Here is a 21,481-nt window from a genome sequence, read left to right on the forward strand (position 1 = left end):
AAGGCATTCAGGGCCAGAGTCTCTGTAAAATGAATGTGATAAAATTTTGTCTATTCATTCATGACTATTGGCCTAGCGACATGTCTTCAAAGCCGTCAGATACGACACCTAACTCAAGTAGAGCGTCGTTTAATAAGTTACCCCAGCTTGTGCTATTAGGTATCGCCGTCGGCGTCGTCACCGCTTTGGTGATGGGGCTGTTCCGTTGGCTCATTACGCTACCGACTGAACTGGTTAGCGGGCTTGGGTTGTCGACATCTGATCCTTGGGTTCTTTTTGCTCTGCCTGTAACGGGTTCTGTGCTCTTATGGCTCTTTTGGAGTGGTCAATCTAAAGACAGTCGCCGAGTGGGCATACCGCATCTTTTTGAGCACCTCTCTTACCAACATGGCGCCTTACCCTTTAAAAACTTATTGAATCAGATAGTGGGCGCGACACTAGCCATAGGCACCGGACAACCCGTAGGTCGTGAAGGGCCTGGTGTTCATATTGGTGCAGCATTCAGTAGTTGGTTGGGCACCAAAGTCGGCGTCTCTAACAGTTATCAAAGGCTACTGATAGGTTGCGGCTCTGCGGCCGCCATTGCTGCGCTCTTTAATACCCCGTTGGCCGGTGTCCTGTTTGCAATGGAGGTCATTCTTCTTGAATACAGCCTGGTCGGCTTTACCGCCATTATTGTCGCTTCCATCAGTGCCGATGCCATCTCCAGAGCTCTATTTGGTTCGCCAGAGCTGTTGGGCCACAGCCTGAAAAGCAGTGACCTGTTTGCTCACCTGCCGGTTCTAGTGCTGTTGGCAGCCCTTATTGGAGTGGGGGCGTTTCTGTTTCACGAGATCGTCACGCGATTAGCAAAGCAGCGTGGGCAATATTGGCCAGCGAAATTGATCTTCTCCGGTCTATTAGTCGGTGCGCTGGTTGCTTATGAGCCGATCCTGTTCACCCCAGTACACGAAGTGATGCTGGGTACGCTTGATCAAGCCTATGCGGAACAAGCCCTCTATCTATTACTCCTCTTCTACCTATTTATACCGCCTCTAGTAATCGGCCTAGGCATACCTGGAGGAATGATAGGCCCCTCGCTTACCTTAGGCGCGTTGATTGGATCCATCCTTGGGTATCAATTACTCGGTACCGATTTTGAGATTGATCAGGCAAGCCTATCGCTAATCGCAATGGCTGCGATGTTATCAGCGGTCATACATGCACCACTGGCAGCGCTGCTGGCCGTATTTGAACTAAGCGGGAATGTTCACACCCTAACGCTAGCCCTTACAGTAATCGTACTATCAGACCTGATCATGCGATCGCTGTTTAACCGCCCCTCGATCTTTGAGCGACTGCTGTTGCTTCAAGGGGTGAGTCGAAACACGAAAATCTACAGACGCGTCATGACCAGCCACAGCGTTAAAGAGTTAATGATTCAGCTGAGTGAAAGTGATGCTGATTTTGCGACGGATGAACAGGTAGTGATTGAGTCCAAAGCGACCCTGTTACAAGCGATGGAGTTGATGCAATCGAGTGGCCAAGATGAGTTGCTTGTCTCTAGAAAGGGCCGCCCCATAGGCAGGGTTCTAAGAGACGATATTGAGCGCTTTTTTAAAGAGGCGAGTGAGTAACAATCACCACCACAACCTTACATAAAGTCTCGGCCAATACTCTTTTTTGCAAGGACCTCCTCGTAGAGTTCAAGGATTGTTTGGCTATGTTCTCTTGCAACATCAGTCAAACTTTCCTTAGCCATAATGACTTTCTCGTCTCTGATCGCTTCGCGAAGCTGTTCAGGCGTCCACTGTTCCGCGTAAGACCTAAGGGACTCGATGTAGCTATGTGGTTTTACTTTAATCATACATAAGCTCTAATGTGTATATTTATACAGTATATTGGTTTGTGCCATTGTAATAAAGAGCTTTTGAGGCTTATTTGATTTGAATCTGGAGTGGATGCTGATTGAAGCGTGGCTTTTAATTAGGTGGCCAATAGGTACTGTGTACTAAAAAAATCTCTAATCGATATTATAAGATCAAGTCAGCTTATCAAAATTTGGACTCACCTATGAATGACACAATGCAGCAAGTTGGTATTTATGAACAGTTAATTACTCAATTGGTCTCCAGTCGTCTAGATAGAGATCATTACTACGTAGGTGAACGCACTCTAAGTGGAGACGAAGCATCTCTGTGGTTGTCGCGGTTTCTGGGCCAGATACTAGAATATGCGATTGAAGCGGTGCCCTCGGGTGACGATCGTCTCCAGCAGCAGATTAATCTATCAAATGAGTTATTGCTTTGGCTAAAAAAGCAGATTCAGGATGATGGTTTCTTAGATGATAATTTATTGGCAAGCCAAGGGAAGATCCTGACTGCTCTTTACGAACTCGATAATCCTGTTGCCGCGGACTTGAGAAGCTATGTTGACGACATATTCCCAGTGACTGGACTTACACAAAGTGAGCTGTTCAGCGGCAGTAATGCAGGGCTGTCGCTAGAATCTGAATTGAAAAGAGAGATTCTTTCAGCCGATAAAATTTATTGGCTCGTTTCGTTCATCAAGTGGGCTGGGATTCGTATTTTCCGTAAGGAGCTGGAGGCGTTCACTGCTAGCGGTCGGGAGCTCAACATCATAACTACTTCGTACATGGGCGCGACAGACGCTAAAGCAATTGAGTATCTAGCTGGGTTGCCAAATACCAAGATCAAATTAAGCTACAACACTGATCGAGAACGCCTACATGCAAAAAGCTATCTATTTCTACGCAATACTGGCTTTCACACTGGATACATAGGGTCTTCAAACCTGTCGCGCTCAGCGCTGACCAATGGCCTTGAATGGAACCTAAAAATCACCTCTCAAGAAATACCCCATATCATCCATAAATCGATGAGTATGTTTGAAACCTACTGGGCCTCTAACGAATTCGAGATATTCACCGGCGATCTTGAAAGTGTGCAAAAGCTTAAAACAGCACTGCGTCGGGAACGTGGTACTGAAGAATCAAGTCCGAATCATTTTTTCGATATAACACCGTTTCCGCATCAGCGAGACATATTGGAACAACTGACGGTTGAACGCGAGATTCACAACCGCTATCGCAATCTGGTAGTTGCCGCAACCGGGACAGGCAAAACTCTAATCTCAGCTTTTGACTTCGACAGATTCTTGAAATCAAAGCCAGACGCCAAGTTTTTGTTTGTTGCCCATAGAGAAGAAATACTGAAGCAGGCGCGGTGGGCCTATCGGGGTGTTCTGCGCAACGGAAATTTCGGGGAGTTATGGGTCGGCGGTCACACCCCGGAACACTATCGCCAGTTGTTCGTGTCGATCCAAACCCTCAACAACCAAATTTCTAATTTACAGCTCACTTCTGACTACTATGACTATATCGTGGTCGATGAGGTACATCACATCTCAGCTGGGAGTTACCGAACACTACTTGAACACTTCGCCCCTTCAATTTTACTAGGTCTTACTGCCACACCCGAGCGTCACGATGGTGGTGATATCCTCGGAGATTTTTGTGGTGTCATAGCCGCTGAAATTCGATTGCCAGAAGCCATTAACCGCCGGCACTTGTGTCCATTTCAATACTTTGGCATCGATGATGATACCGATCTTCGAACGATTCCTTGGAGTCGAGGACGCTACGACATCGCGCAGCTAACGAACCTGTACACCCATAATCATGCGCGATTCGCGAGAATTTTACTGAGTCTGCAGGAAATTATTACTGACCTCAGGAACATGAGAGCGCTGGCATTCTGTGTTAGCAAAGATCACGCTGACTATATGGCGAAACAGTTTTTGCTAAAGGGCATCAAAGCTGATGTCTTAACCAGTGATAACAGCCATGAACGTCAACAGAAGCAGCAGGCAATTCGATCGGGATCGATCAACGTTCTTTGCGTAGTTGATATATTTAACGAGGGTATCGACATTCCCGAAATTGATACGCTTCTATTTTTGCGACCTACCGAAAGTTTGACCATTTTCCTACAACAGCTGGGCCGAGGTTTGCGACTCTCGGATGGAAAGGACTGTTGTACTGTGCTCGACTTCGTAGGTAATTCTCGACCTGAATATGATTTTGCAAACAAGTTCCGCGCCCTAGTAGGTAAAAGTAGCAGTGCGATTTCAGACGAAATTAAACAGGGCTTCCCACATGCTCCACTCGGTTGCCGTATAGAGCTAAGCAAACGAACTCAGGAAATGGTTCTGACCAATATTCGTCAGGCCACACTCACAACACAGCGTCTTTTAGGAATGATTCGGCAATTCCCACAGCATTCTTCTCTACCGTTAACGCTTGGCAATTTCCTGATCCATAACCCTCATATTGACCTTGCTGACCTATACAAACGCGGCTGCTGGACTGATCTTGTGCAGCAAGCACAAGACAAATCTTTTCCGGAAAATGTGGAATCAAGCCAACTGAGTATGCTCCGTAAAGCCATACACAATCGTATTCTGACGTGCGACGATCATGCCTACTTAAAATACTTGCAACAGCTGTGTCAAAACGGTTTTACACCCCCAGACGACCCAGGCCGGCATGGGCTTATGGCCCACTATGATTTCTGGCAAAAAACAGGACCAGAGAGTGGATTCAGCACACTCTCAGAAAGTTTAGGGGCATTGAATATTGATCCCCTAAGAAATGAATTAATCGACGTACTGAATTGGCAGATTTCAAGAATAAAGCATCAGCAACCCATGATAGCTGGACTCAGTATAGTTCCGTTGAGATTGCATGCGCGTTATGCCCGTGAGCAGATCTTAGTCGCCTTTGGAGCAACAACCTTTGAGCGCCAGCCTCCCGCACGAGAGGGCGTCTTTGTGATTCAAACTGAGAACATCGAGCTCTTGTTCGTCACGCTCGACAAGAACGAAAAGCAGTTTTCGCCCACAACGATGTACCATGATTACGCCATAAATGAAGAGTTATTCCATTGGCAGTCACAAAACTCAGCAAGACCCGATCGAGGGCGTGGCCTCGATTACATCCGTCACCGGGAGATCGGCAAGCGGCTGTTCCTTTTTGTGCGTGAGAACTCGAAAGACGCGATAGGGCGCACTATGGGATTTGTTAACTATGGGGAAGTTGAATACGTGTCACATACGGGTTCGCAGCCAATGAATATTACTTGGCGGTTGAAAGAGCCGATGCCGAACTTTATGTGGCATCAAGCCGCAAAGCTGGCTGTCGGTTAGATTTAGTTGATATGCATAAAGAGCGGTCAAAGTAGCTATGAAGAATGTGAACGGGGTTTTGTGCCCTTGCAGTAGCGGTAAGTTTGAACACCACTGCTGTGCGATCAAGGATTACGCAGCAGACTATGAGGACCTCGAAGCGCATTTAAACGCGCGATCTCACAATTCGATAGATGACCTGCAGCGGTCAGCGGATGAATTCATGAAAGGCAAGAACAACGTGCCCTTGCAGGAGTTCTGCGGCTTCTCCGCCAGCCAAATGGGTTACTTGTTGTACGAGCCGTTTACGTCTGACAGTACGATCGTATTCAACGAGTCCATCTCGCCGCCGATGAACTCTCCAGTCATGATCGCGCTAACCGAACTGATTGAAGGCATCCCCACGGATGGTGTGAAAGCCACGACAAAGGGAAATTTACCAATGGCTATCTGTCGTCCAGTAGCCGCCAAACTGCTTGAGCAAACACCTGAGCGTGGCCGCTATCGCTACGAGAAGTTTCGGAACGAAGAAGATTTGATGCCCTTGCTTTTGGTTCGACTTCTGTTGGGCATTGGTGGCTACTTAAAGAAAACGAAAGGGCGGTTTAACTGGACGAAAAAAGGCAGAGACTTTATCGGTCACTCTGCGGGGCATTGTTATCTTGAACTTTTCAAACTGGCAGCTTCGCGCTTCAACTGGGGCTATTTTGACGGTTACCCTGATGTCCCTATTATCCAGCAAGGGTTCGCCTACACACTCTTTCTCGTGCAGTCGTACGGTGATTATCCTAAACCAGAATCGTTCTACACGCAGCTGTTTCTAGAGGCCTTCCCAATGGGTTTGATGGAGATCGATGACAGTGATCACCGAGAGGCGAACGCTCGTTTCGAAAGCTGCTACACCGTGCGCAGTTTCGATCGTTTTATGGAGTATTTTGGTTTAATCGAGTCGCAGCTTATACCTGCTGAGATGGGTAAAGCTGTGGCACTGAGAAAGACCCATGACCTAGATGGTCTAGTTCGTTTTTGTATCACCTAGCACCCGAACTTGAGTTTATATTTTCAAATATATAGGTATTTTAAATACCTATAATCAAATAATATTAAACCTTCTTCTTGCTTTAGTTTACATTGTTTAATATATTGGCATCATGAATACCGATAATCGAAGTAAATTAAACCGCCTTCTGACATCACAACCCGATGGGGTTGTGATCGCATCTGCCTGGCTGACGACACAAGGCTACAGTCTTGATCTGCAGAAACAGTATCGGAAAAGCCGATGGTTTGATTCGATCGGACGTGGTGCCTTGGTTCGTCACAATGACTGTGTAAGCTATCTCGGCGCAATCTACGCACTACAAACGCAGCTAAACTTATCCGTTCATCCCGGCGGACGAACAGCGCTTACCCTACAGGGCAAGGCGCACTATCTGGAACTTGCCCTGGATGAGGTGCGTCTATTTGGCAGAGTGGGAGAAACACTCCCCTCATGGTTTCAGAAATACGACTGGGGTGTTCGACCTCAATACACCCGTTCTGACTTTCTTCCGCCCAGCATAGGGTTAATCGAACATACGTATGAAGGTTTCTCTGTAAAAATATCTTCCGCTGTGAGAGCCATCCTTGAATGTCTGTATTTGGCTCCCGCTGAACAGTCACTGCTCGAAGTTTATGAACTAATGGAAGGGCTCAATAATCTGCGTCCAAGCCGTGTTCAAGAATTATTGGAGAGTTGTACCTCAGTAAAAGTGAAGCGCTTGTTTTTATACTTAGCTGACAAAGCAGGTCACGAGTGGTTCAACCATCTGAACGTCGAAAAGATCGACCTTGGGAAGGGCAAGCGCGCCTTAGTGAACGAGGGCGTCTATGTCCCCAAATACCAAATAACAGTTCCACCAGAGCTGGAGCGTGCCCAATGAATAACGGTTACAAACGCCAGGTAAAGCTGCTGTTAGACGTGCTCCCGGAGGTTGCCAGAGAGTCCAGCTTTGCGCTTCATGGTGGCACGGCTATCAACCTTTTTATTCGGGATATGCCGCGGTTGTCCGTAGATATCGATCTCACTTATATTGGATTTGACGATCGAAATACCGCCCTGCAAGGCATTAACGCGGGGTTAGAGCGAATCAAAACTCGAATCGAAGGTTTGCGTAGTTCGATCAAGGTTCAGCATCGTAGTGATGTTTGTAAGCTCTTAGTCGATGATCAGGGTGTAAAGATCAAACTTGAGGTCAACACAATTGGACGAGGACTGCTCCACGAAGCTAACCGGATGCCGCTGTGTGACAGGGCGCAAGAAGAGTTCGATGTGTTTTGCGCTATACCCGTTGTACCTCTATCTCAACTCTATGGTGGAAAGATATGTGCAGCATTAGACCGCCAACACCCGAGGGATCTGTTTGATGTCCGCCTTCTCAGTGATGAAGAGGGAATCGGTGATAATGTGAAATTAGGCATCATCTACGGACTGCTCTGCTCTAATCGCCCGACTCATGAAATGTTGAATCCTCGCTTGAGCGATCAACGTGCGGCTTATGAAAATCAATTCAGAGGCATGAGTGACGTCACTTTCTCTTATACAGATTTCGAAGAGACACGAGCTCTGCTCATTGCCAGAGTCAAATCACTACTGAATGATGTTGATCGAGAGTTCTTACTGGGTGTTAACCGACTCGAGCCGGACTGGTCTCATTACAATTTTCAGGTATTCCCCGCCATCAAGTGGAAGTTACTAAATCTACAAAATTTTAAAAACCAGAAACCTGACGTATACCGTGCACACTTATCAGCATTGGATGACTACTTGAAGAGATAGAGATGTCAGAGAGGTTTACATGAACACTATCGGTCTACTGGGCGGCATGAGCTGGGAAAGTACGCTTAGCTACTACAAAGCCATCAATGAAGGCGTTAAGAAAAGACTCGGTGGTCTTCACTCCGCTCAAATTGCACTTTATAGCGTCGACTTCGATCCGATTGAGAAACTCCAGCACGAGGGTAACTGGGACGGTACAGCTGAAATTCTGACAGAGGCTGCTCAGAGAGTTGAAGCAGCAGGCGCTGATTTCTTACTTATCTGCACCAACACAATGCACAAAGTGGCGCCACAAATTGAAAGCGGCATCAATATTCCGCTCATCCATATCGCAGATGCAACAGCGGAAACACTGGTATCCAGAGGTATCCAAAAGGTCGGTTTGCTCGGAACTGCTTTCACAATGGAGCAGGACTTTTATAAAGGGCGTCTCACAGATAAATACGGGCTCGATGTCATTGTGCCCGATGCTAATGACCGCTCCTTTATTCACCGAGTTATCTACGAGGAACTTTGTCTAGGCACAGTCACTGCTGAGGCGAAGGATGGATATTTACTTGTCATTGATCGACTTGCAGCAGAAGGTGCGGAGGCAGTTATCCTGGGCTGCACAGAAATTGGCTTGCTAGTAAAACAAGAAGATACAGAGGTCGATCTTTTCGACACGACAGAGATTCATGCACAAGCTGCAGTGAATGCTTGTTTGCGATAATGAAGTTTACAGGTAAAGAGTTAATGATCCCATTGGATCCTTGCCTGATGTCTCCGAAGCATTCCATTCCAGATAAGCCAAGCATTTACTCAAAAAAAACCGCACCAATATTTAGTGCGGCTTTTGGAGTAGGATTACCAAACGGCTATTAAAGGTTTGGTACGGTTTCCATCGATTTATCGATAACGGATTGTTCTAGATCCGCATCAACCATTTGACCCGCCAAGAAGTTCTCATAAGCGGCTAAATCTAAGTGACCATGGCCACACAGTGCAGTCAGAATGACCTTCTCTTCACCTGATTCTTTACACGCCAGTGCCTCACGAATAGCAGCGGCAATCGCATGAGTAGGCTCTGGCGCAGGAACAATGCCTTCAGTGCGAGCGAATTTCAGCGCTCCTTCAAAACATTCCGTTTGAGGAATATTAATCGCTTCGACCATACCCAACTCATAGAGGTGAGAGACCAAAGGCGCCATACCGTGATAACGAAGACCACCCGCGTGAATGGTATCTGGAATGAAATCATGTCCAAGCGTGTGCATCTTCATTAACGGTGTCATGCCGGCTGTATCGCCAAAGTCATAACGGAACTCGCCACGTGTCAGGGTAGGGCATGCAGAGGGCTCAACACAGCGTATGGTCGGATTCATCTTACCGGCCATTTTCTCTCTCAAGAACGGGAATGCTAAGCCACCAAAGTTAGAGCCGCCACCGGTACAGCCTACTAATACGTCTGGTGTCTCACCCACTTTAGCCAGCTGTAACAGTGCCTCTTCGCCAATAATAGTTTGGTGCATCAACACGTGATTAAGAACGGAGCCAAGTGCATAGCGTGCTTCTGGGTTAGCCGCAGCTTCACCCACCGCTTCAGAGATCGCTATCCCCAGCGAGCCAGGGTGGTTGGGATCCTCAGCCAATAAGCTTCGGCCGTATTCCGTTCGATCCGATGGGCTTGGGTGAAGTATCCCACCGTAAATCTCCATCATTGTCTTACGATAAGGCTTCGAACGGTAAGAGGCAGCAACCTGCCAAATCTCACACTCCATACCAAATTGCGAGCAGGCAAAGGCTAGAGAGGTACCCCATTGCCCAGCACCCGTCTCAGTAGTGAGTTTTTTGATGCCCTCTTTATAATTGTAATAAGCCTGAGGTACCGCGGTGTTTGGTTTATGTGAGCCTGCTGGGCTTACACCCTCATATTTGTAGTAAATTTTAGCCGGTGTATCTAGCAGCTTTTCTAAGCGACGAGCACGGAAGAGAGGCGAGGGGCGCCATAGCTTGTAAACATCTAATACCTCACCAGGAATATCAATGAAACGCTCTTGGCTCATCTCCTGTTCTATTAATGCCATCGGAAATAATGGTGCAAAGTCCTCAGCCGTTGCCGGTTGCATCGTGCCTGGATGAAGCGGAGGTGCCATTGGCTCTGGGAGATCGGGAAGAATGTTGTACCATTGAGTGGGCATTTCATCTTCGGTTAGCAAAATTTTGTTATCGTTCTCGAACATATTGCCTCTCTATTATTTTTGGGATTTGGCCATTTGAGGTTAAACGATTTTAAAGCTTCAATTCAACCGGCAATCTAATCAGGTTTTGATTGGGTCATTGGTCGTTATAGCGTCATTGAGAAAACAAAATGAAACATATTTTAATAACTGGGGCATCACCTGGTGGAATCGGTTACTACTGTGCTTTACGTTTAAGTGAGCTGGGTCATAACGTCGTTGGGACCATACGAAACAATGAAGATGCTGAAGAGTTAGCATTAAAAGGTATTCCTACAGTCTTCATGGAAATGTCCGACTATGACAGCATTCAGAGCGGCTTTAATGCAGCGTTAGAGCTCTTGGATAACCGAATTGACGTAGTTTTTCAGAATGCAGGGTTTGGACAAGCTGGCTTCGTAGAGGATCTACCCGTTGAAGCGTTAGAAGAACAATTCAAGGTAAATGTTTTCGGATTGCACCATCTCAATACGCTAGTCATTCCACTCATGCGCCAGCAAGGAGAAGGGCGAATTGTCATTCACAGTTCTGTATTAGGATTTGTCGGCATGGCTTGTCGTGGCGCCTATGTTGCCAGCAAGTACGCCCTTGAAGGCATGGTTCAGTCGATGCGTGTAGAGATGAAAGGCAGTGGTATAGAGTTCAGTCTTCTTAACACAGGCCCAGTAGGGAGTCGATTCAGAGCGAATGCTTTAAAATCTTTACTCAAGTATGTCGATGTTAAGCGTTCAGTTAACTATGATCGCTATAATGAGATTGTGCTTCCGCGGCTTAACAAGCCAGATCATGAGAGCTCCGGTAACTACCCACAAGAATATGTATTTAAAGCTCTAAAACATGCTGTAGAGGCTAGAAATCCCAGAGAAAACTATTACATTACGCCGCCGACAAAGGCTTTGTACTGGTTAGAAAAAATACTATCAAAGCGCCAGTTGGATCGTTTGTTGAGAGTAGTTGATCGATAAATAGATGTCAGTGGGTTTCCAAGTATATGTTTAAAGATATTCATCCAGGTTCTGTCTAATTTTAGGAAAAGTAAGTGAGTATCAGTAGACCTCAGTTCCTTGAATTTATAATCTGAATATCACCCTTAATTTGAACTTAAATATTAGATTGTTCTAATGCAAATCCACAGCCCTCTCCAATGCACAGTTTTAAATTCAAATAATGTTGATACCAGTATCAAACTTAGTTTGAAATAACATAATTCTGCATCAGTGTCGCCAAAGTACTAACTTAAGTTCTATTTTCGACATTATGATCAAGTTAGGCCCAAAATAGACAATTTAAGATTACATTGCCAATGTAAGTTATTGTTTATTATAGGCTTAATGGTATTGGTTAAATTTTAACCAATTTTCTGCTTTTACCTTTTAATGACGCTTTAGTTCACCTTTGATGACTCTGTGCACAGGGTTATCCACAGATAATGTGAGCACACTTTGCTAGCCCCCATGGTTACTGGGGTGGTCGATTTTAGAGAATTAAAGGTTAAAAACGATCAGTCGATGTCAAGGATTTTGTGGGTCTGAATGCTCAATTTCCATTGAGGATTTTGCATACAATATTCGATACAACGTGCACGATTTTCAAGCGCGTTTTGGTCATCCAGGGGTTGGATGTAGAAGTGTTCGAAGCTTAGATTTTGGAACTGTTCTGGCTGTGCTCTGAGCTCTTTTTGCGGGTAGACCAGCTTCAACTCGTGGCCCTCTAAAAGAAGAATCTCGGAGCTCCCTTTGGGGCTGACACAGACCCAATCGATTCCGTTTGGAAGCGGTAGGGTGCCGTTGGTCTCAATGGCGATCTCAAACCCTTGGTTATGTAGAGCATCGATCAGATCGCTGTCCATCTGCAGGGCAGGCTCGCCCCCGGTGATGACGACAAAGGGTTGTCCTTGCTTAGGATCTGGCCAGAAGCTAGCGATCCTTTGTGCCAGGGCTTCGGCGGAGGTGAACTTGCCGCCGTTTTGACCATCCGTACCCACGAAATCGGTATCACAGAATTGGCAGACTGCAGCCACTCGATCGGCTTCACGACCACTCCAAAGATTACAACCGGTAAAGCGACAGAACACCGCAGGGCGTCCTGCGTGAAAGCCTTCGCCTTGTAGGGTGTAGAAGATCTCTTTTACGGAGTAGGTCTTTGCCAAAATTAAGCCTCTTCTGCCTCACCGCCCAGGGCTTCCAAAAGCTCAGGGAGTAGGCGGGTAAATTCAATGCCCAACAGGGCTAGATCAGCATCCAGTGCCAGTGCTTCGTCCTCTTGCTCGCGGTCGCTCTGTTGCTCTTGGTACTGATCCGTCATTTTAATCGAGTGCAGGGTTAGATCCGAGTGCATGACAAACTGCAATTGATCACGCCACACCAGTTCTAGGCGCTCTGCTAACATGCCTCCGCTAAGGTGCGCTTGGATCTCTTTATCTGTCAGGTTTTGGCCTTTAATCTTGATCTGGCTGCTGGTCTCTAGAGGATCGGTAAACTCGGTGACAGCACCCAGTTCAAGTGCACGGGGTAGATCACGGTTCTCTAGTAGCCAGTCGCTGAATACTTTGTTGGCAGGAAGCGCGGTCGAGGTCAGTTTTACCGATAGTGACCCTAGATCTTCACGCAGTGTGCTTAGCAGCTCTTCTGCGCGCTTAAAGCTGCTGCCTTCCACAATCAGTAGTTTATGGTGAGGCGCAATAAGAGCACGTGTGGTTTTACGGCGTGTAAATGCGCGTGGTAGCAGTGTCAGAGTGATCTCGTCCTTAAGCTGCACCTTCTCTTTACGGTAGACCTTACGATCTTCGGTCGCCTCTATCTGTTCTACCTTCTCGTTGAGCTGATCTTTGATCACGCTCGAGGGTAGGATCTTCTCCTCTTCTCGCAGTGAGATAAGGTGAAAGCCGTGACTGGTCAGTACCGGTAGATCGATGACACCTGGCGCCACTTCACCCCAACCCACTGAACGTGGTTCTGCGCCTTTGCAGGGTACGAAGGGTCTGGCTTCTAGCGCCTCCATCAGTGCGGCTTCATTGAATGAATCACTGGGAGAAAAACGGTACCAAATAGCGTTACGAAACCAGAGCATAAAACCTCTAAATGCGGATTAGGTGAAGGGGCGCTATTATGTTGCTCTGATAGAAGGGATGCAAGCAGAGAGCCCTCTGCTTGCGGTTAGTTTCTGAGCTTAAAAACTGTTACGAGCCGATTTAATCGCTTCATCGATGTAGTAACCGTAGAACTCTGGCGTGTTCACACCGACGATCTTTTTAGCGCGAGTCTCGCCCTTTGCATCGACAAATAGAATGGTCGGGGTGAAGCGTCCACCCAAGCTTTTAGCAACCTGTTCAGCCGAGCCCGTTGAGCCATCAAAGTTGATAACGGGAGTAGGGTTGCTCAGATCCAGTACCTGAATAGGGGGTGCATCGTTCGTTTGTAAAAGAGGTTTTAGGAAATCCTCTTTGACGGTAACACAGAAGGCACAGCCATCCTGAGAGACCAACAGAACAATTACTTCGTTAGGGTTCGCTTTACCAAGCGACTGAAGATCCGTAGCTGTCTCAAGCTTTACCTCGGCTTGGGCGCTTATCATAAGGCCCAAGCTGAGAAGAAGTGCGCTACAGGTTTTCGATAAAATCGACCGCATATTCCACCGCCTCGTCGGCAAACAGATCTAAGAAGAAGTGATCTGCATCCTCAACGACTACTAGTTCAATGTTCTCTTTGTCGATACTTTCCATCTTTTCAGGAAGATCTGCAACCACGGTATCCAAGCTGCCTGCGATGACTAGAGTAGGGATGTTCGTCTCTTTTAACACTGTGGGTGTGTCGTACTCTGGGTAGTTGCCGTAGTAGCTTAGGACGGCTTCAGCCGACGCACCGCTGTTCTCACAGTAGATGACGCTGATGCCATCGATTATCGCTTTAGGGTCCATGCCCTTAGCTTTCTCTAGAATCGGCTCGATGGGCGTTTCATAGCGTTTGCCATAACCCTCTAACGTCTTGCCGTAGTCCCAAGTTGCAGGTGCTAATAGAACTTGGCCTTTGATCTTATCTTGGTTAGCTGCAGCAAATTGAGCCGTCTGGTTGCCGCCACGTGAGTGACCCATTACCCAACGATCGCCTGCGCCCTGTCCATCCAGCCAAGTCTGCCAAGCATCCATTTCAGCCAGTGCTTGCTGCATGGTGTGTTGAGCCGGAACGGTACAGTCGTACATCGCTGATTCGCGGTTATCCAATCCATAACTTAGGTTGATGGCTAAAGTAGAGATGCCGTAATCGACCATCTGTTCCTGCACGTAGCTGATGATCTCCATCTCGTTGTGAGCCAGGGTGCCGTGCGTCAGCATTAGGACACCGTCTGCTAAGGATTTATCAGCAGCCAGTTCAAGATTGCCGTTGAGTGTTAAACCCTCAAAAGGAATCTGAACCTGTTCAGCCTGTGCAGTTGCTGCCATAAGTGATGCAGCGAGTAGGGTGGTCGATAGTCGAAGCATTTAAAACTCCATTAAACTTAAAATTTTTATCGTTTCTAGGTATAAAAAAACCGAGGTGGCTAAACCTCGGTTTCTATTAGAGACCGTCGTAGGCCAGTAAGCAGTATACGGGGACGCCGGTGTCTTGGATTTTTTGTGATCCGTTAAGGTCTGGCAGGTCAATCAGCGCTGCTACCTCAACAACGCTAGCCCCTAGACCGTTGATCAGTGTGCAGGCCGCCAGTGCTGTGCCCCCAGTGGCAATAAGGTCATCGATCAATACCACTTTGTCGCCAGCGGTAACGGCATCCTTCTGAATCTCCACGGAGGCTGTGCCGTACTCTAGCGTATAGTCTTGGTGAATCGTTTCACCGGGCAACTTGCCTTTTTTACGAACCAAAATCAGAGGCTTGTTCAGCTGGTGCGCAATAATCGCACCAAATAGAAAACCTCGAGCATCGATACAGGCTATGTGGGTAATATCCATCTGCATGTAACGATCAATAAAGGCGTTTGCGACCATGCGAGAGGCACGTGGATCTTGAAAAATCGGCGTAATATCACGGAACAGAATGCCAGGCTCTGGCCAATCTGGAATAGAGCGGACAACCGATTTTACATAGTGCTCGTCGTAAGACATTAAAGATCCTTATTTAACCGTGGTGTTGATTGCACTCTGGGCTGGGTGCTTCACCAGCCGCATCCAGCAGCGCTGCTTGATCAAGAATTTCCAGCTCTTTACCTTCAACACGAATCAGCTCTTGTGAAGAGAAGCGTGTAAAGATTCGACTGACCGTCTCGACCGCTAGGCCAAGGTAGTTGCCTATTTCGTTACGTGACATCGAAAGTCGGAAGGATTGTGCAGAGTAGCCACGCAGGGCATAACGTTGCGACAGCTTGAAAATAAAGGTTGCGATACGTTGTTCAGCCGTCTTTTTAGAGAGCAGCATCATCATCTGTTGGTCATCGCTGATCTCGTGGCTCATAGAGCGCATCACAGAACGACGCAGCTCTGGCATTTGACCTGCCAGATCGTCCAAGCGTGAGAAAGGGATCTCACAGACAGTGGTCGTCTCAAGCATCTTAGCCGACATTGGGTAGCTGCCTGAATCGAATCCGGCTAGGCCAACCAGTTCACCTGGGAAGTAGAAACCGTTGATCTGCTCTTCTCCCTCAGGGTTTACAGAGTAAGTTTTTAACGACCCCGCACGAATGGCGAACAGTGACGTGAACTCTTCACCCTGTCTAAACAGGAAGTCGCCTTTGTGAAGTGGTTTACTCTTATCAACGATGTCGTCGAGGCGAAGCGCCTCTTCGTCGTTTAGAGAGACAGGCAAGCAGAGTGTACTCAAGCTACAGGTGTTACAGCTTACCTGGCCGATGCTTGCGAGTTTGATGTTCTTGGTGTCAGACATAACGGCTCCTTAGTTGTCTGACAGTATATCCAAAAGCGCTTTATTGACCCAAGTCAATTTAGATAAAAAAGTGGACTTTTTAGCGGTCCACTTTTAATACAATTTGCTGGGCGGAATCGGATTAGATGATTTTAGAAAATCGCTGTTCTGAGTGATCGATATAGGCATCAAAGGTCATGCAGATTCGACGAATCAACAAACGCCCAGCGGCGGTGACATCCATTCCATCCTCACTTAAATGAATTAGGCCATCCTGTGCCATAGGCTCAAGCAGTTTTAATTCGTTAGCGAAATACTTTTTAAAGTCGATGTTGAGCGCTTTGGATTGATCCGCAAAATCGAGTTGGAAGTCACAGATCAGGCGGGTAATCACCGCTCTGCGAATTTTGTCATCCTCATTGAGGCAGTACTCTTTGGTTAATGCTGAGCCCTGAGATTCAATATCCTGCGTGTAGCGCTCAATGTTAGGGCTGTTCTGTAGGTAGTAATCACCAATCTGACTGATGGATGAGACGCCCAAACCAATCAAGTCACACTGTGAGTGGGTGGTATAGCCCTGGAAGTTTCGATGCAGCGTTCCATCGTCTTGGTGTTGTGTCAGTGTATCGTCTGGCAGAGCAAAGTGATCCATACCAATGTTGCGGTAGCCCGCTGCAGTCAGCTTCTCAATGCTTTGATGGTGAATCGCCAGTTTAGTGAGCGCATCGGGTAGCTCATCGGCATTGATGCGACGCTGTGGTTTAAAGCGCTCGGGTAGGTGAGCATAGTTAAATACCGAGAGACGATCGGGTCGTAGCTCTAGAATTCGGTCCAAGGTCTCGGCAAAGCTCTCTTCAGTTTGCAGCGGCAAGCCATAGATTAGATCAACGTTGATTGAGCGAAAGCCCAGTTCACGCGCCTCTTTAAGCAGGTCCGTTGTCATCTCGAGAGATTGCACGCGGTTTACTTTGATTTGAACCGCTTCATTAACATCCTGAACCCCTATACTGATGCGGTTGAAACCCAATTCACGCAGCAGTTTTAAGCGGCCAGGTGTCATCTCGCGAGGGTCGATCTCGATGGCGTAGTCACCCTGATCATCATCACGCAGTTTGAAGGCCTCTTTTAGTGCCTGCATTAAGCGAGCGGTCTGCTCATCATCGATGAAGGTGGGTGTACCACCACCCCAGTGAAGCTGATCCACTTGAACGTCACTGCCCAGTTCAGCGCTGCGCAGTTTAATCTCTTTTAACAGCGTCTGAAGGTAGGGTTCTGCGCGGGAACGATCTTTTGTGACCACTTTGTTGCATCCACAGTAGTAGCAGACGTGTGCACAGAAGGGGATGTGAATATAGAGTGATAAAGGCTTACGACTGTCGCGCTCACTGATCGCTTTAGAGAGCGTTTTGACACTGTCTGGAGTGTCAGTAAATTGCAGTGCGGTTGGGTAAGAGGTGTAGCGTGGACCTGCTAAATCATAACGGCGAATCAGGTCGGTATCCCACTGGATGTTGGTCTGTTGCAGCACAGTAATATTCCTTAATCATCAGATGTCAGAATATTAAGCAATAATAGAGGTTTATGTGTTGATACGGGTCAACCGCTACGCGCTTAACAGTGTCCAAATGCCCATCAGTATCAACAGCAGCCCCGAGAGTTTGCGTACCAAAGTGTGGGCGACCAGCTCGCGTAGTTGTTTAGCCAGTAGTCCAGTGGCGAGCATGGCTGGTAATGTACCCAAGCCAAAGCCCAGCATGAGTAGAGTGCTTTCTGTAACGCTCCCGGCGGCTGATGACCAGATCAAGGTGCTGTAGACCAGACCGCAAGGTAGCCAGCCCCAGCCAATGCCCAGTACTAGGGCTTTAAACGGGGTATCGGCAGGCATAAAGGGTTTAAGGAGAGGCGCTATCTGTTTCCACAATAGCGAACCAGCCTGTTCCAGTTTGGTTAAACCAAACCACCACTGTGCGATGTAGAGGCCCATGCTGATCAGTAGAAGGCCTGCAATCCAGCGTAGCGCAAAGGCTATCTCTGTCTGTTGTAGGGTTGCACCTAACAGACCAAGAATGGCACCCGCTGCACAGTAGCTAGCGATACGTCCAAGATTGTAGCTAAACAGACCTAATAGGGAGTTGGCTCGACCTGTTCCACCTATACTGAGACTCGAGGCAAGTCCACCACACATGGCTAGGCAGTGTGTTGTGCCAAGAAGGCCAATGATGAATGCCGAGGTGAAGCTAAGAGAGGCGGGCAGCATGCTCAATCTTTTGGTGTTTCAGAGGATGGAGCTTCAGGCTCTTTTTTGACGCGCGCGTCTTCAGGAATCATATCTTCATCATCGTCGTATAGAATGCGATGAGCAGGGGACTCTAGGTCATCAAATTGACCAGAATTAACGCTGTAGAAGAAAGCCCAGGTCGCAAAGGCTACCAAGATAATCGCGACAGGGATAAGTAAATAGACGATTTCCATAAAAACCTACAGCTGTTTGGTTAGACGAAGGGCATTACCGACAACAATCAGCGAGCTAAGGGACATGCCAATAGCCGCCATCCAGGGGGCAATAAAACCACTTGCTGCTAAGGGTAGCGCGATTAGGTTGTATAACAAAGCCCAGCCAATATTTTGACGAATGATGTTTCGTGTTTTACGAGCCATGTTAAGGGAGCCAGGGATGCGTCTTAGATCAGAGCTGACCAACACAGCATCAGAGGATGTTTTGGCAAGGTCTGTCGCGCCGTTCATCGCAATAGAGGTCTGCGCACCGGACAGAACGGGAATGTCGTTGATACCATCGCCAATCATCAGGATGCGTTCACCGTCGTTTTGCATCGCCTTTACACGAGCTAGCTTATCTTCTGGCGACAAGTGCGCTTCAACATGATCGATCCCTAACTCAGAGGCGATGCGTTGTGCATTCGCTTCGCGATCACCGGTTAGCATGCCAACAGGTAATCCCAATGCTTGGATCTGCTTAACCGCTTCAATAGCCTCAGGTCGAAGTTGATCGTCAATCGAAAACCAGGCGAGAGGGCCGGAGCTATTACCCATCAGAAGAAAAATCCCTGTCCCTTCTGGGTGAGTGGGAGGTTGGTTTCCAAAGAGTTCGGATACAAACCCGGGTTTACCAATACGATAGGTGTTTCCGTTAATCGTTCCCTCTACGCCTCTACCCACATGGTTAGTGGCCTCTTCAACAGAGTATTCAAAGTAGGGAGCAAAAGCGGACGCGATGGGGTGCTCTGAGCGGCTCTCAATTGCTGCCGCTAGTTGATTGAGCTCATCAACGGACTGCTCACAGAGAGGGGTGGTCTCACGCAACGTCAGTTTGCCGGTGGTCAGTGTGCCGGTTTTATCAAAGTAGACGGCCGTGCACTGTGCCAAACTCTCTAATACATGCCCGCGAGTAACCAGCAGTCCCATTTTACGCAGAGAACCTATGGCTGCTGTTAAAGCCGTCGGTGTAGCCAAGGATAGTGCGCAAGGGCAGGTAACTACTAGGACAGAGAGTGTCACCCAGAAAGCGTCTGAAGGGGATATCTGCCACCAGATAAGACTGACAACGACAGCCGTTAGAAGAACACCAGCGACAAAATAGCTCGCAACCTTGTCGGCAATCTGAGCCGCCTTGGGTTTATCAGCCTGAGCACGATCCAATAGATTCAAAATGGAGGACATGCGCGACTGTTCAGCACTGCTGGTGATCTCCATCTCAATCGCTTGCTCCATATTGATGGTACCGCCTACTAAAGGGTCGCCAAGCGCTTTGCTGACGGGCAGAGGCTCACCGGTGAGGGCCGATTCATCAATGCTGGTGTGTTGCGTAAAGAGTATGCCATCAGCCGGTATGGAGTGACCGGGCTTAACCAGTACGCGATCCCCTGGATTGAGTTCCGATACAGGGACAAGCTGTTCGCCGGTCTCGGTCAATCGCGTAGCGCTGGCTGGAAGAATATTGGCCAACTCATTGCCAGCCATACCCGTTCTGTGGCGAGCTTTCATCTCGAAGAAGCGGCCAATCAACAGGAAGAAGGTGAACATCGAGACCGAGTCGTAGTAGACCTCGCCGCTCTGTGTGATCGTAGCCCATACGCTGGCTATATAAGCGCCACCAATAGCGATAGATACCGGCACATCCATACTGAGGTGTCGGGTGCGAAGATCCCGTCGGGCCGCGTTGAAGAAGGGGCGCGCGGCATAAAATACAACAGGGGTGGCAACAATGAAGCTGGTCCAGCGAATAAAGTTCTGGATGTGCTCCTCCATGAAGAAGGCGTCACCTAGGTAGAGTGCCGATGACATCATCATCACCTGCATCATGCCGACACCGGCCACACCGAGTCGGCGCATCGCCTTTTTTTGCTCCTGTTCGTAGAGCTTCTCTTCTTGGTTGGGCGTAAACGGGTGAGGTGTGTAACCGATCGAAATGATGGCGGCCATCAGTTCACTTAAGGGTTTCTCTGACGGGTTCCAAACGAGTCGAGCGCGGTGGTTGGTTAGGTTAACGGTAAAGCTAGTGACACCAACCTGTTCGGTCAGATGCTTCTCTAAAAGCCAAACACAGGCAGCACAGTGGATCCCTTCAATGACAAAGAGGGCCTCTTTGCGATCGGAGTCTATGGTTCTGACGAACGGTGCTTGAATGGATTCATTATCATAGAGTGCGAGTTGATCTTCGGACTCTATTTCAGTGGGGCGTTCTTGCTGTTGATTGCCGCGGTGCTGGTAGTACTTCTCTAGACCTGATCCCAGTATTGTTTGGGTGACCGCGCGGCAGGCGGGGCAACAAAATGACTCTTGCTTTCCATCAATTGAAAGCTCAACCTTCACCCCCTTAGGAATAGGGGTGGCACAGTGAAAACAAGAGTCTTTTGGATTACTCATTTTGGTCTGTTAGAACTTACCCACCTTGAAGGTATTTTGATCGTAAGGGGGCAATATTTCGCGACGTAGACGCCAGTTACCCTCAGTGTTGGTAATGATCAGGTAGCGTTTGCCGGTTAGTGTGCTCTGTAAGTTGCCAACGTAGACGCCTGTACCGCCCACTGAGCGAACCGTTAGGCTTTGATCATACTTCTGGTGGGTAGGGTGAACCAGGTCAACGGATAGTTGATCACCCAAAAAACTGTTCGATTTAAGATCCAAGCGAATATCACCGGTCAGTGTGTCCAACAATACTTCACCATGAATGCCTAAGCGATCCGCTTCATCTGAACGGCTGGTGTCGACATTAGTACCACGTGCCTCTTTGTAGTAATCGTCTTTAACCACGCCATCCATAGTCGTAATAGCAAGATAGAGGAAGGTTGTTCCATAGATAACCACAGCGATCAACGGCGCCAATACAAACCATAGCCATTTCTGCTTGTACCAAGGGCCAATGTCGTGAGTCTGTTCAGTCATGTAAACC

20 protein-coding genes are annotated in these 21,481 nt (G+C 47.9%); 7 read left to right on the plus strand and 13 right to left on the minus strand.

The window, feature by feature from the left end; genetic code table 11:
* Positions 1 to 80: 80 nt before the first annotated feature.
* The gene (locus XMD564_RS03150) at positions 81 to 1,616 is read left to right on the plus strand and encodes a chloride channel protein (protein ID WP_173507786.1); all 1,536 of its coding nucleotides are present in this window, start codon (positions 81 to 83) and stop codon (positions 1,614 to 1,616) included.
* Between the two features lie 17 nt (positions 1,617 to 1,633).
* Here XMD564_RS03150 and XMD564_RS03155 read toward each other — a convergent pair whose 3' ends face one another.
* Positions 1,634 to 1,846 carry a hypothetical protein gene (locus XMD564_RS03155; RefSeq protein WP_173481490.1) on the minus strand — a complete coding sequence of 71 codons (213 nt, stop codon included), beginning with the start codon at positions 1,844 to 1,846 and terminating at the stop codon, positions 1,634 to 1,636.
* Between the two features lie 206 nt (positions 1,847 to 2,052).
* Here XMD564_RS03155 and XMD564_RS03160 point away from each other — a divergent pair, with 206 nt between their 5' ends.
* The 5 genes from XMD564_RS03160 (at position 2,053) to XMD564_RS03180 (ending at position 8,714) form a co-directional block, all read left to right on the plus strand.
* Complete coding sequence (locus XMD564_RS03160; RefSeq protein WP_217363935.1) at positions 2,053 to 5,205, plus strand: DUF3427 domain-containing protein; 3,153 nt, start codon at positions 2,053 to 2,055, stop codon at positions 5,203 to 5,205.
* A 202-nt stretch (positions 5,206 to 5,407) separates the two neighbouring features.
* On the plus strand, positions 5,408 to 6,223 hold the full coding sequence (locus tag XMD564_RS03165) for a hypothetical protein (protein ID WP_173507787.1): 816 nt from the start codon (positions 5,408 to 5,410) through the stop codon (positions 6,221 to 6,223).
* A 112-nt stretch (positions 6,224 to 6,335) separates the two neighbouring features.
* Positions 6,336 to 7,106 (plus strand): type IV toxin-antitoxin system AbiEi family antitoxin, encoded by a 771-nt coding sequence (locus tag XMD564_RS03170; RefSeq protein ID WP_173481488.1) that lies wholly within the window; start codon positions 6,336 to 6,338, stop codon positions 7,104 to 7,106.
* On the plus strand, positions 7,103 to 8,002 hold the full coding sequence (locus XMD564_RS03175; RefSeq protein WP_173482312.1) for a nucleotidyl transferase AbiEii/AbiGii toxin family protein: 900 nt from the start codon (positions 7,103 to 7,105) through the stop codon (positions 8,000 to 8,002). Before XMD564_RS03170 ends, XMD564_RS03175 begins: the two co-directional genes overlap by 4 nt.
* Positions 8,003 to 8,021: 19 nt before the next feature.
* Positions 8,022 to 8,714, plus strand: a complete 693-nt coding sequence (locus tag XMD564_RS03180) for an aspartate/glutamate racemase family protein (RefSeq protein WP_173482313.1) — start codon at positions 8,022 to 8,024, stop codon at positions 8,712 to 8,714.
* Positions 8,715 to 8,862: 148 nt separating this feature from the next.
* Here the strand turns inward: XMD564_RS03180 and XMD564_RS03185 are convergent, their stop codons facing one another.
* Complete coding sequence (locus tag XMD564_RS03185; RefSeq protein ID WP_173481485.1) at positions 8,863 to 10,224, minus strand: TrpB-like pyridoxal phosphate-dependent enzyme; 1,362 nt, start codon at positions 10,222 to 10,224, stop codon at positions 8,863 to 8,865.
* A gap of 128 nt (positions 10,225 to 10,352) precedes the next feature.
* Here XMD564_RS03185 and XMD564_RS03190 point away from each other — a divergent pair, with 128 nt between their 5' ends.
* Positions 10,353 to 11,186 (plus strand): SDR family NAD(P)-dependent oxidoreductase, encoded by an 834-nt coding sequence (locus tag XMD564_RS03190; protein ID WP_173507788.1) that lies wholly within the window; start codon positions 10,353 to 10,355, stop codon positions 11,184 to 11,186.
* Positions 11,187 to 11,722: 536 nt separating this feature from the next.
* Here XMD564_RS03190 and queE read toward each other — a convergent pair.
* The 11 genes from queE to XMD564_RS03245 all read right to left on the minus strand — a co-directional run bounded on the left by queE (position 11,723) and on the right by XMD564_RS03245 (position 21,474).
* Positions 11,723 to 12,373: a 7-carboxy-7-deazaguanine synthase gene (gene queE / locus XMD564_RS03195; RefSeq protein WP_173481156.1), complete on the minus strand. Its 651-nt coding sequence runs from the start codon at positions 12,371 to 12,373 to the stop codon at positions 11,723 to 11,725.
* Positions 12,373 to 13,290 carry a recombination-associated protein RdgC gene (locus XMD564_RS03200; RefSeq protein WP_173482390.1) on the minus strand — a complete coding sequence of 306 codons (918 nt, stop codon included), beginning with the start codon at positions 13,288 to 13,290 and terminating at the stop codon, positions 12,373 to 12,375. The genes queE and XMD564_RS03200 overlap by 1 nt, the downstream gene beginning before the upstream one ends.
* Positions 13,291 to 13,389: 99 nt before the next feature.
* Positions 13,390 to 13,794 carry a thioredoxin fold domain-containing protein gene (locus tag XMD564_RS03205; protein ID WP_173480775.1) on the minus strand — a complete coding sequence of 135 codons (405 nt, stop codon included), beginning with the start codon at positions 13,792 to 13,794 and terminating at the stop codon, positions 13,390 to 13,392.
* 25 nt (positions 13,795 to 13,819) lie between these two features.
* Positions 13,820 to 14,698, minus strand: coding sequence for an alpha/beta hydrolase (locus XMD564_RS03210; RefSeq protein ID WP_173480776.1), 879 nt, complete (start codon positions 14,696 to 14,698; stop codon positions 13,820 to 13,822).
* A 76-nt stretch (positions 14,699 to 14,774) separates the two neighbouring features.
* Positions 14,775 to 15,317: an adenine phosphoribosyltransferase gene (locus XMD564_RS03215; protein WP_173480777.1), complete on the minus strand. Its 543-nt coding sequence runs from the start codon at positions 15,315 to 15,317 to the stop codon at positions 14,775 to 14,777.
* 13 nt (positions 15,318 to 15,330) lie between these two features.
* Positions 15,331 to 16,092, minus strand: coding sequence for a fumarate/nitrate reduction transcriptional regulator Fnr (gene fnr, locus XMD564_RS03220; protein WP_173480778.1), 762 nt, complete (start codon positions 16,090 to 16,092; stop codon positions 15,331 to 15,333).
* Positions 16,093 to 16,213: 121 nt separating this feature from the next.
* Positions 16,214 to 17,599 (minus strand): oxygen-independent coproporphyrinogen III oxidase, encoded by a 1,386-nt coding sequence (hemN, locus tag XMD564_RS03225; protein WP_173507789.1) that lies wholly within the window; start codon positions 17,597 to 17,599, stop codon positions 16,214 to 16,216.
* A 75-nt stretch (positions 17,600 to 17,674) separates the two neighbouring features.
* Positions 17,675 to 18,328: a sulfite exporter TauE/SafE family protein gene (locus XMD564_RS03230; RefSeq protein ID WP_173494396.1), complete on the minus strand. Its 654-nt coding sequence runs from the start codon at positions 18,326 to 18,328 to the stop codon at positions 17,675 to 17,677.
* Between the two features lie 2 nt (positions 18,329 to 18,330).
* A complete protein-coding gene (ccoS, locus tag XMD564_RS03235; RefSeq protein ID WP_173480781.1) occupies positions 18,331 to 18,543 on the minus strand; it encodes a cbb3-type cytochrome oxidase assembly protein CcoS in 213 nt (70 codons plus the stop codon).
* Between the two features lie 6 nt (positions 18,544 to 18,549).
* The gene (locus XMD564_RS03240) at positions 18,550 to 20,955 is read right to left on the minus strand and encodes a heavy metal translocating P-type ATPase (protein ID WP_173506784.1); all 2,406 of its coding nucleotides are present in this window, start codon (positions 20,953 to 20,955) and stop codon (positions 18,550 to 18,552) included.
* 9 nt (positions 20,956 to 20,964) lie between these two features.
* A complete protein-coding gene (locus XMD564_RS03245; protein WP_173482395.1) occupies positions 20,965 to 21,474 on the minus strand; it encodes a FixH family protein in 510 nt (169 codons plus the stop codon).
* Positions 21,475 to 21,481: the final 7 nt, after the last annotated feature.

The organism is Marinobacterium sp. xm-d-564, assembly GCF_013283345.1.
GTDB lineage: Bacteria > Pseudomonadota > Gammaproteobacteria > Pseudomonadales > Balneatricaceae > Marinobacterium_E.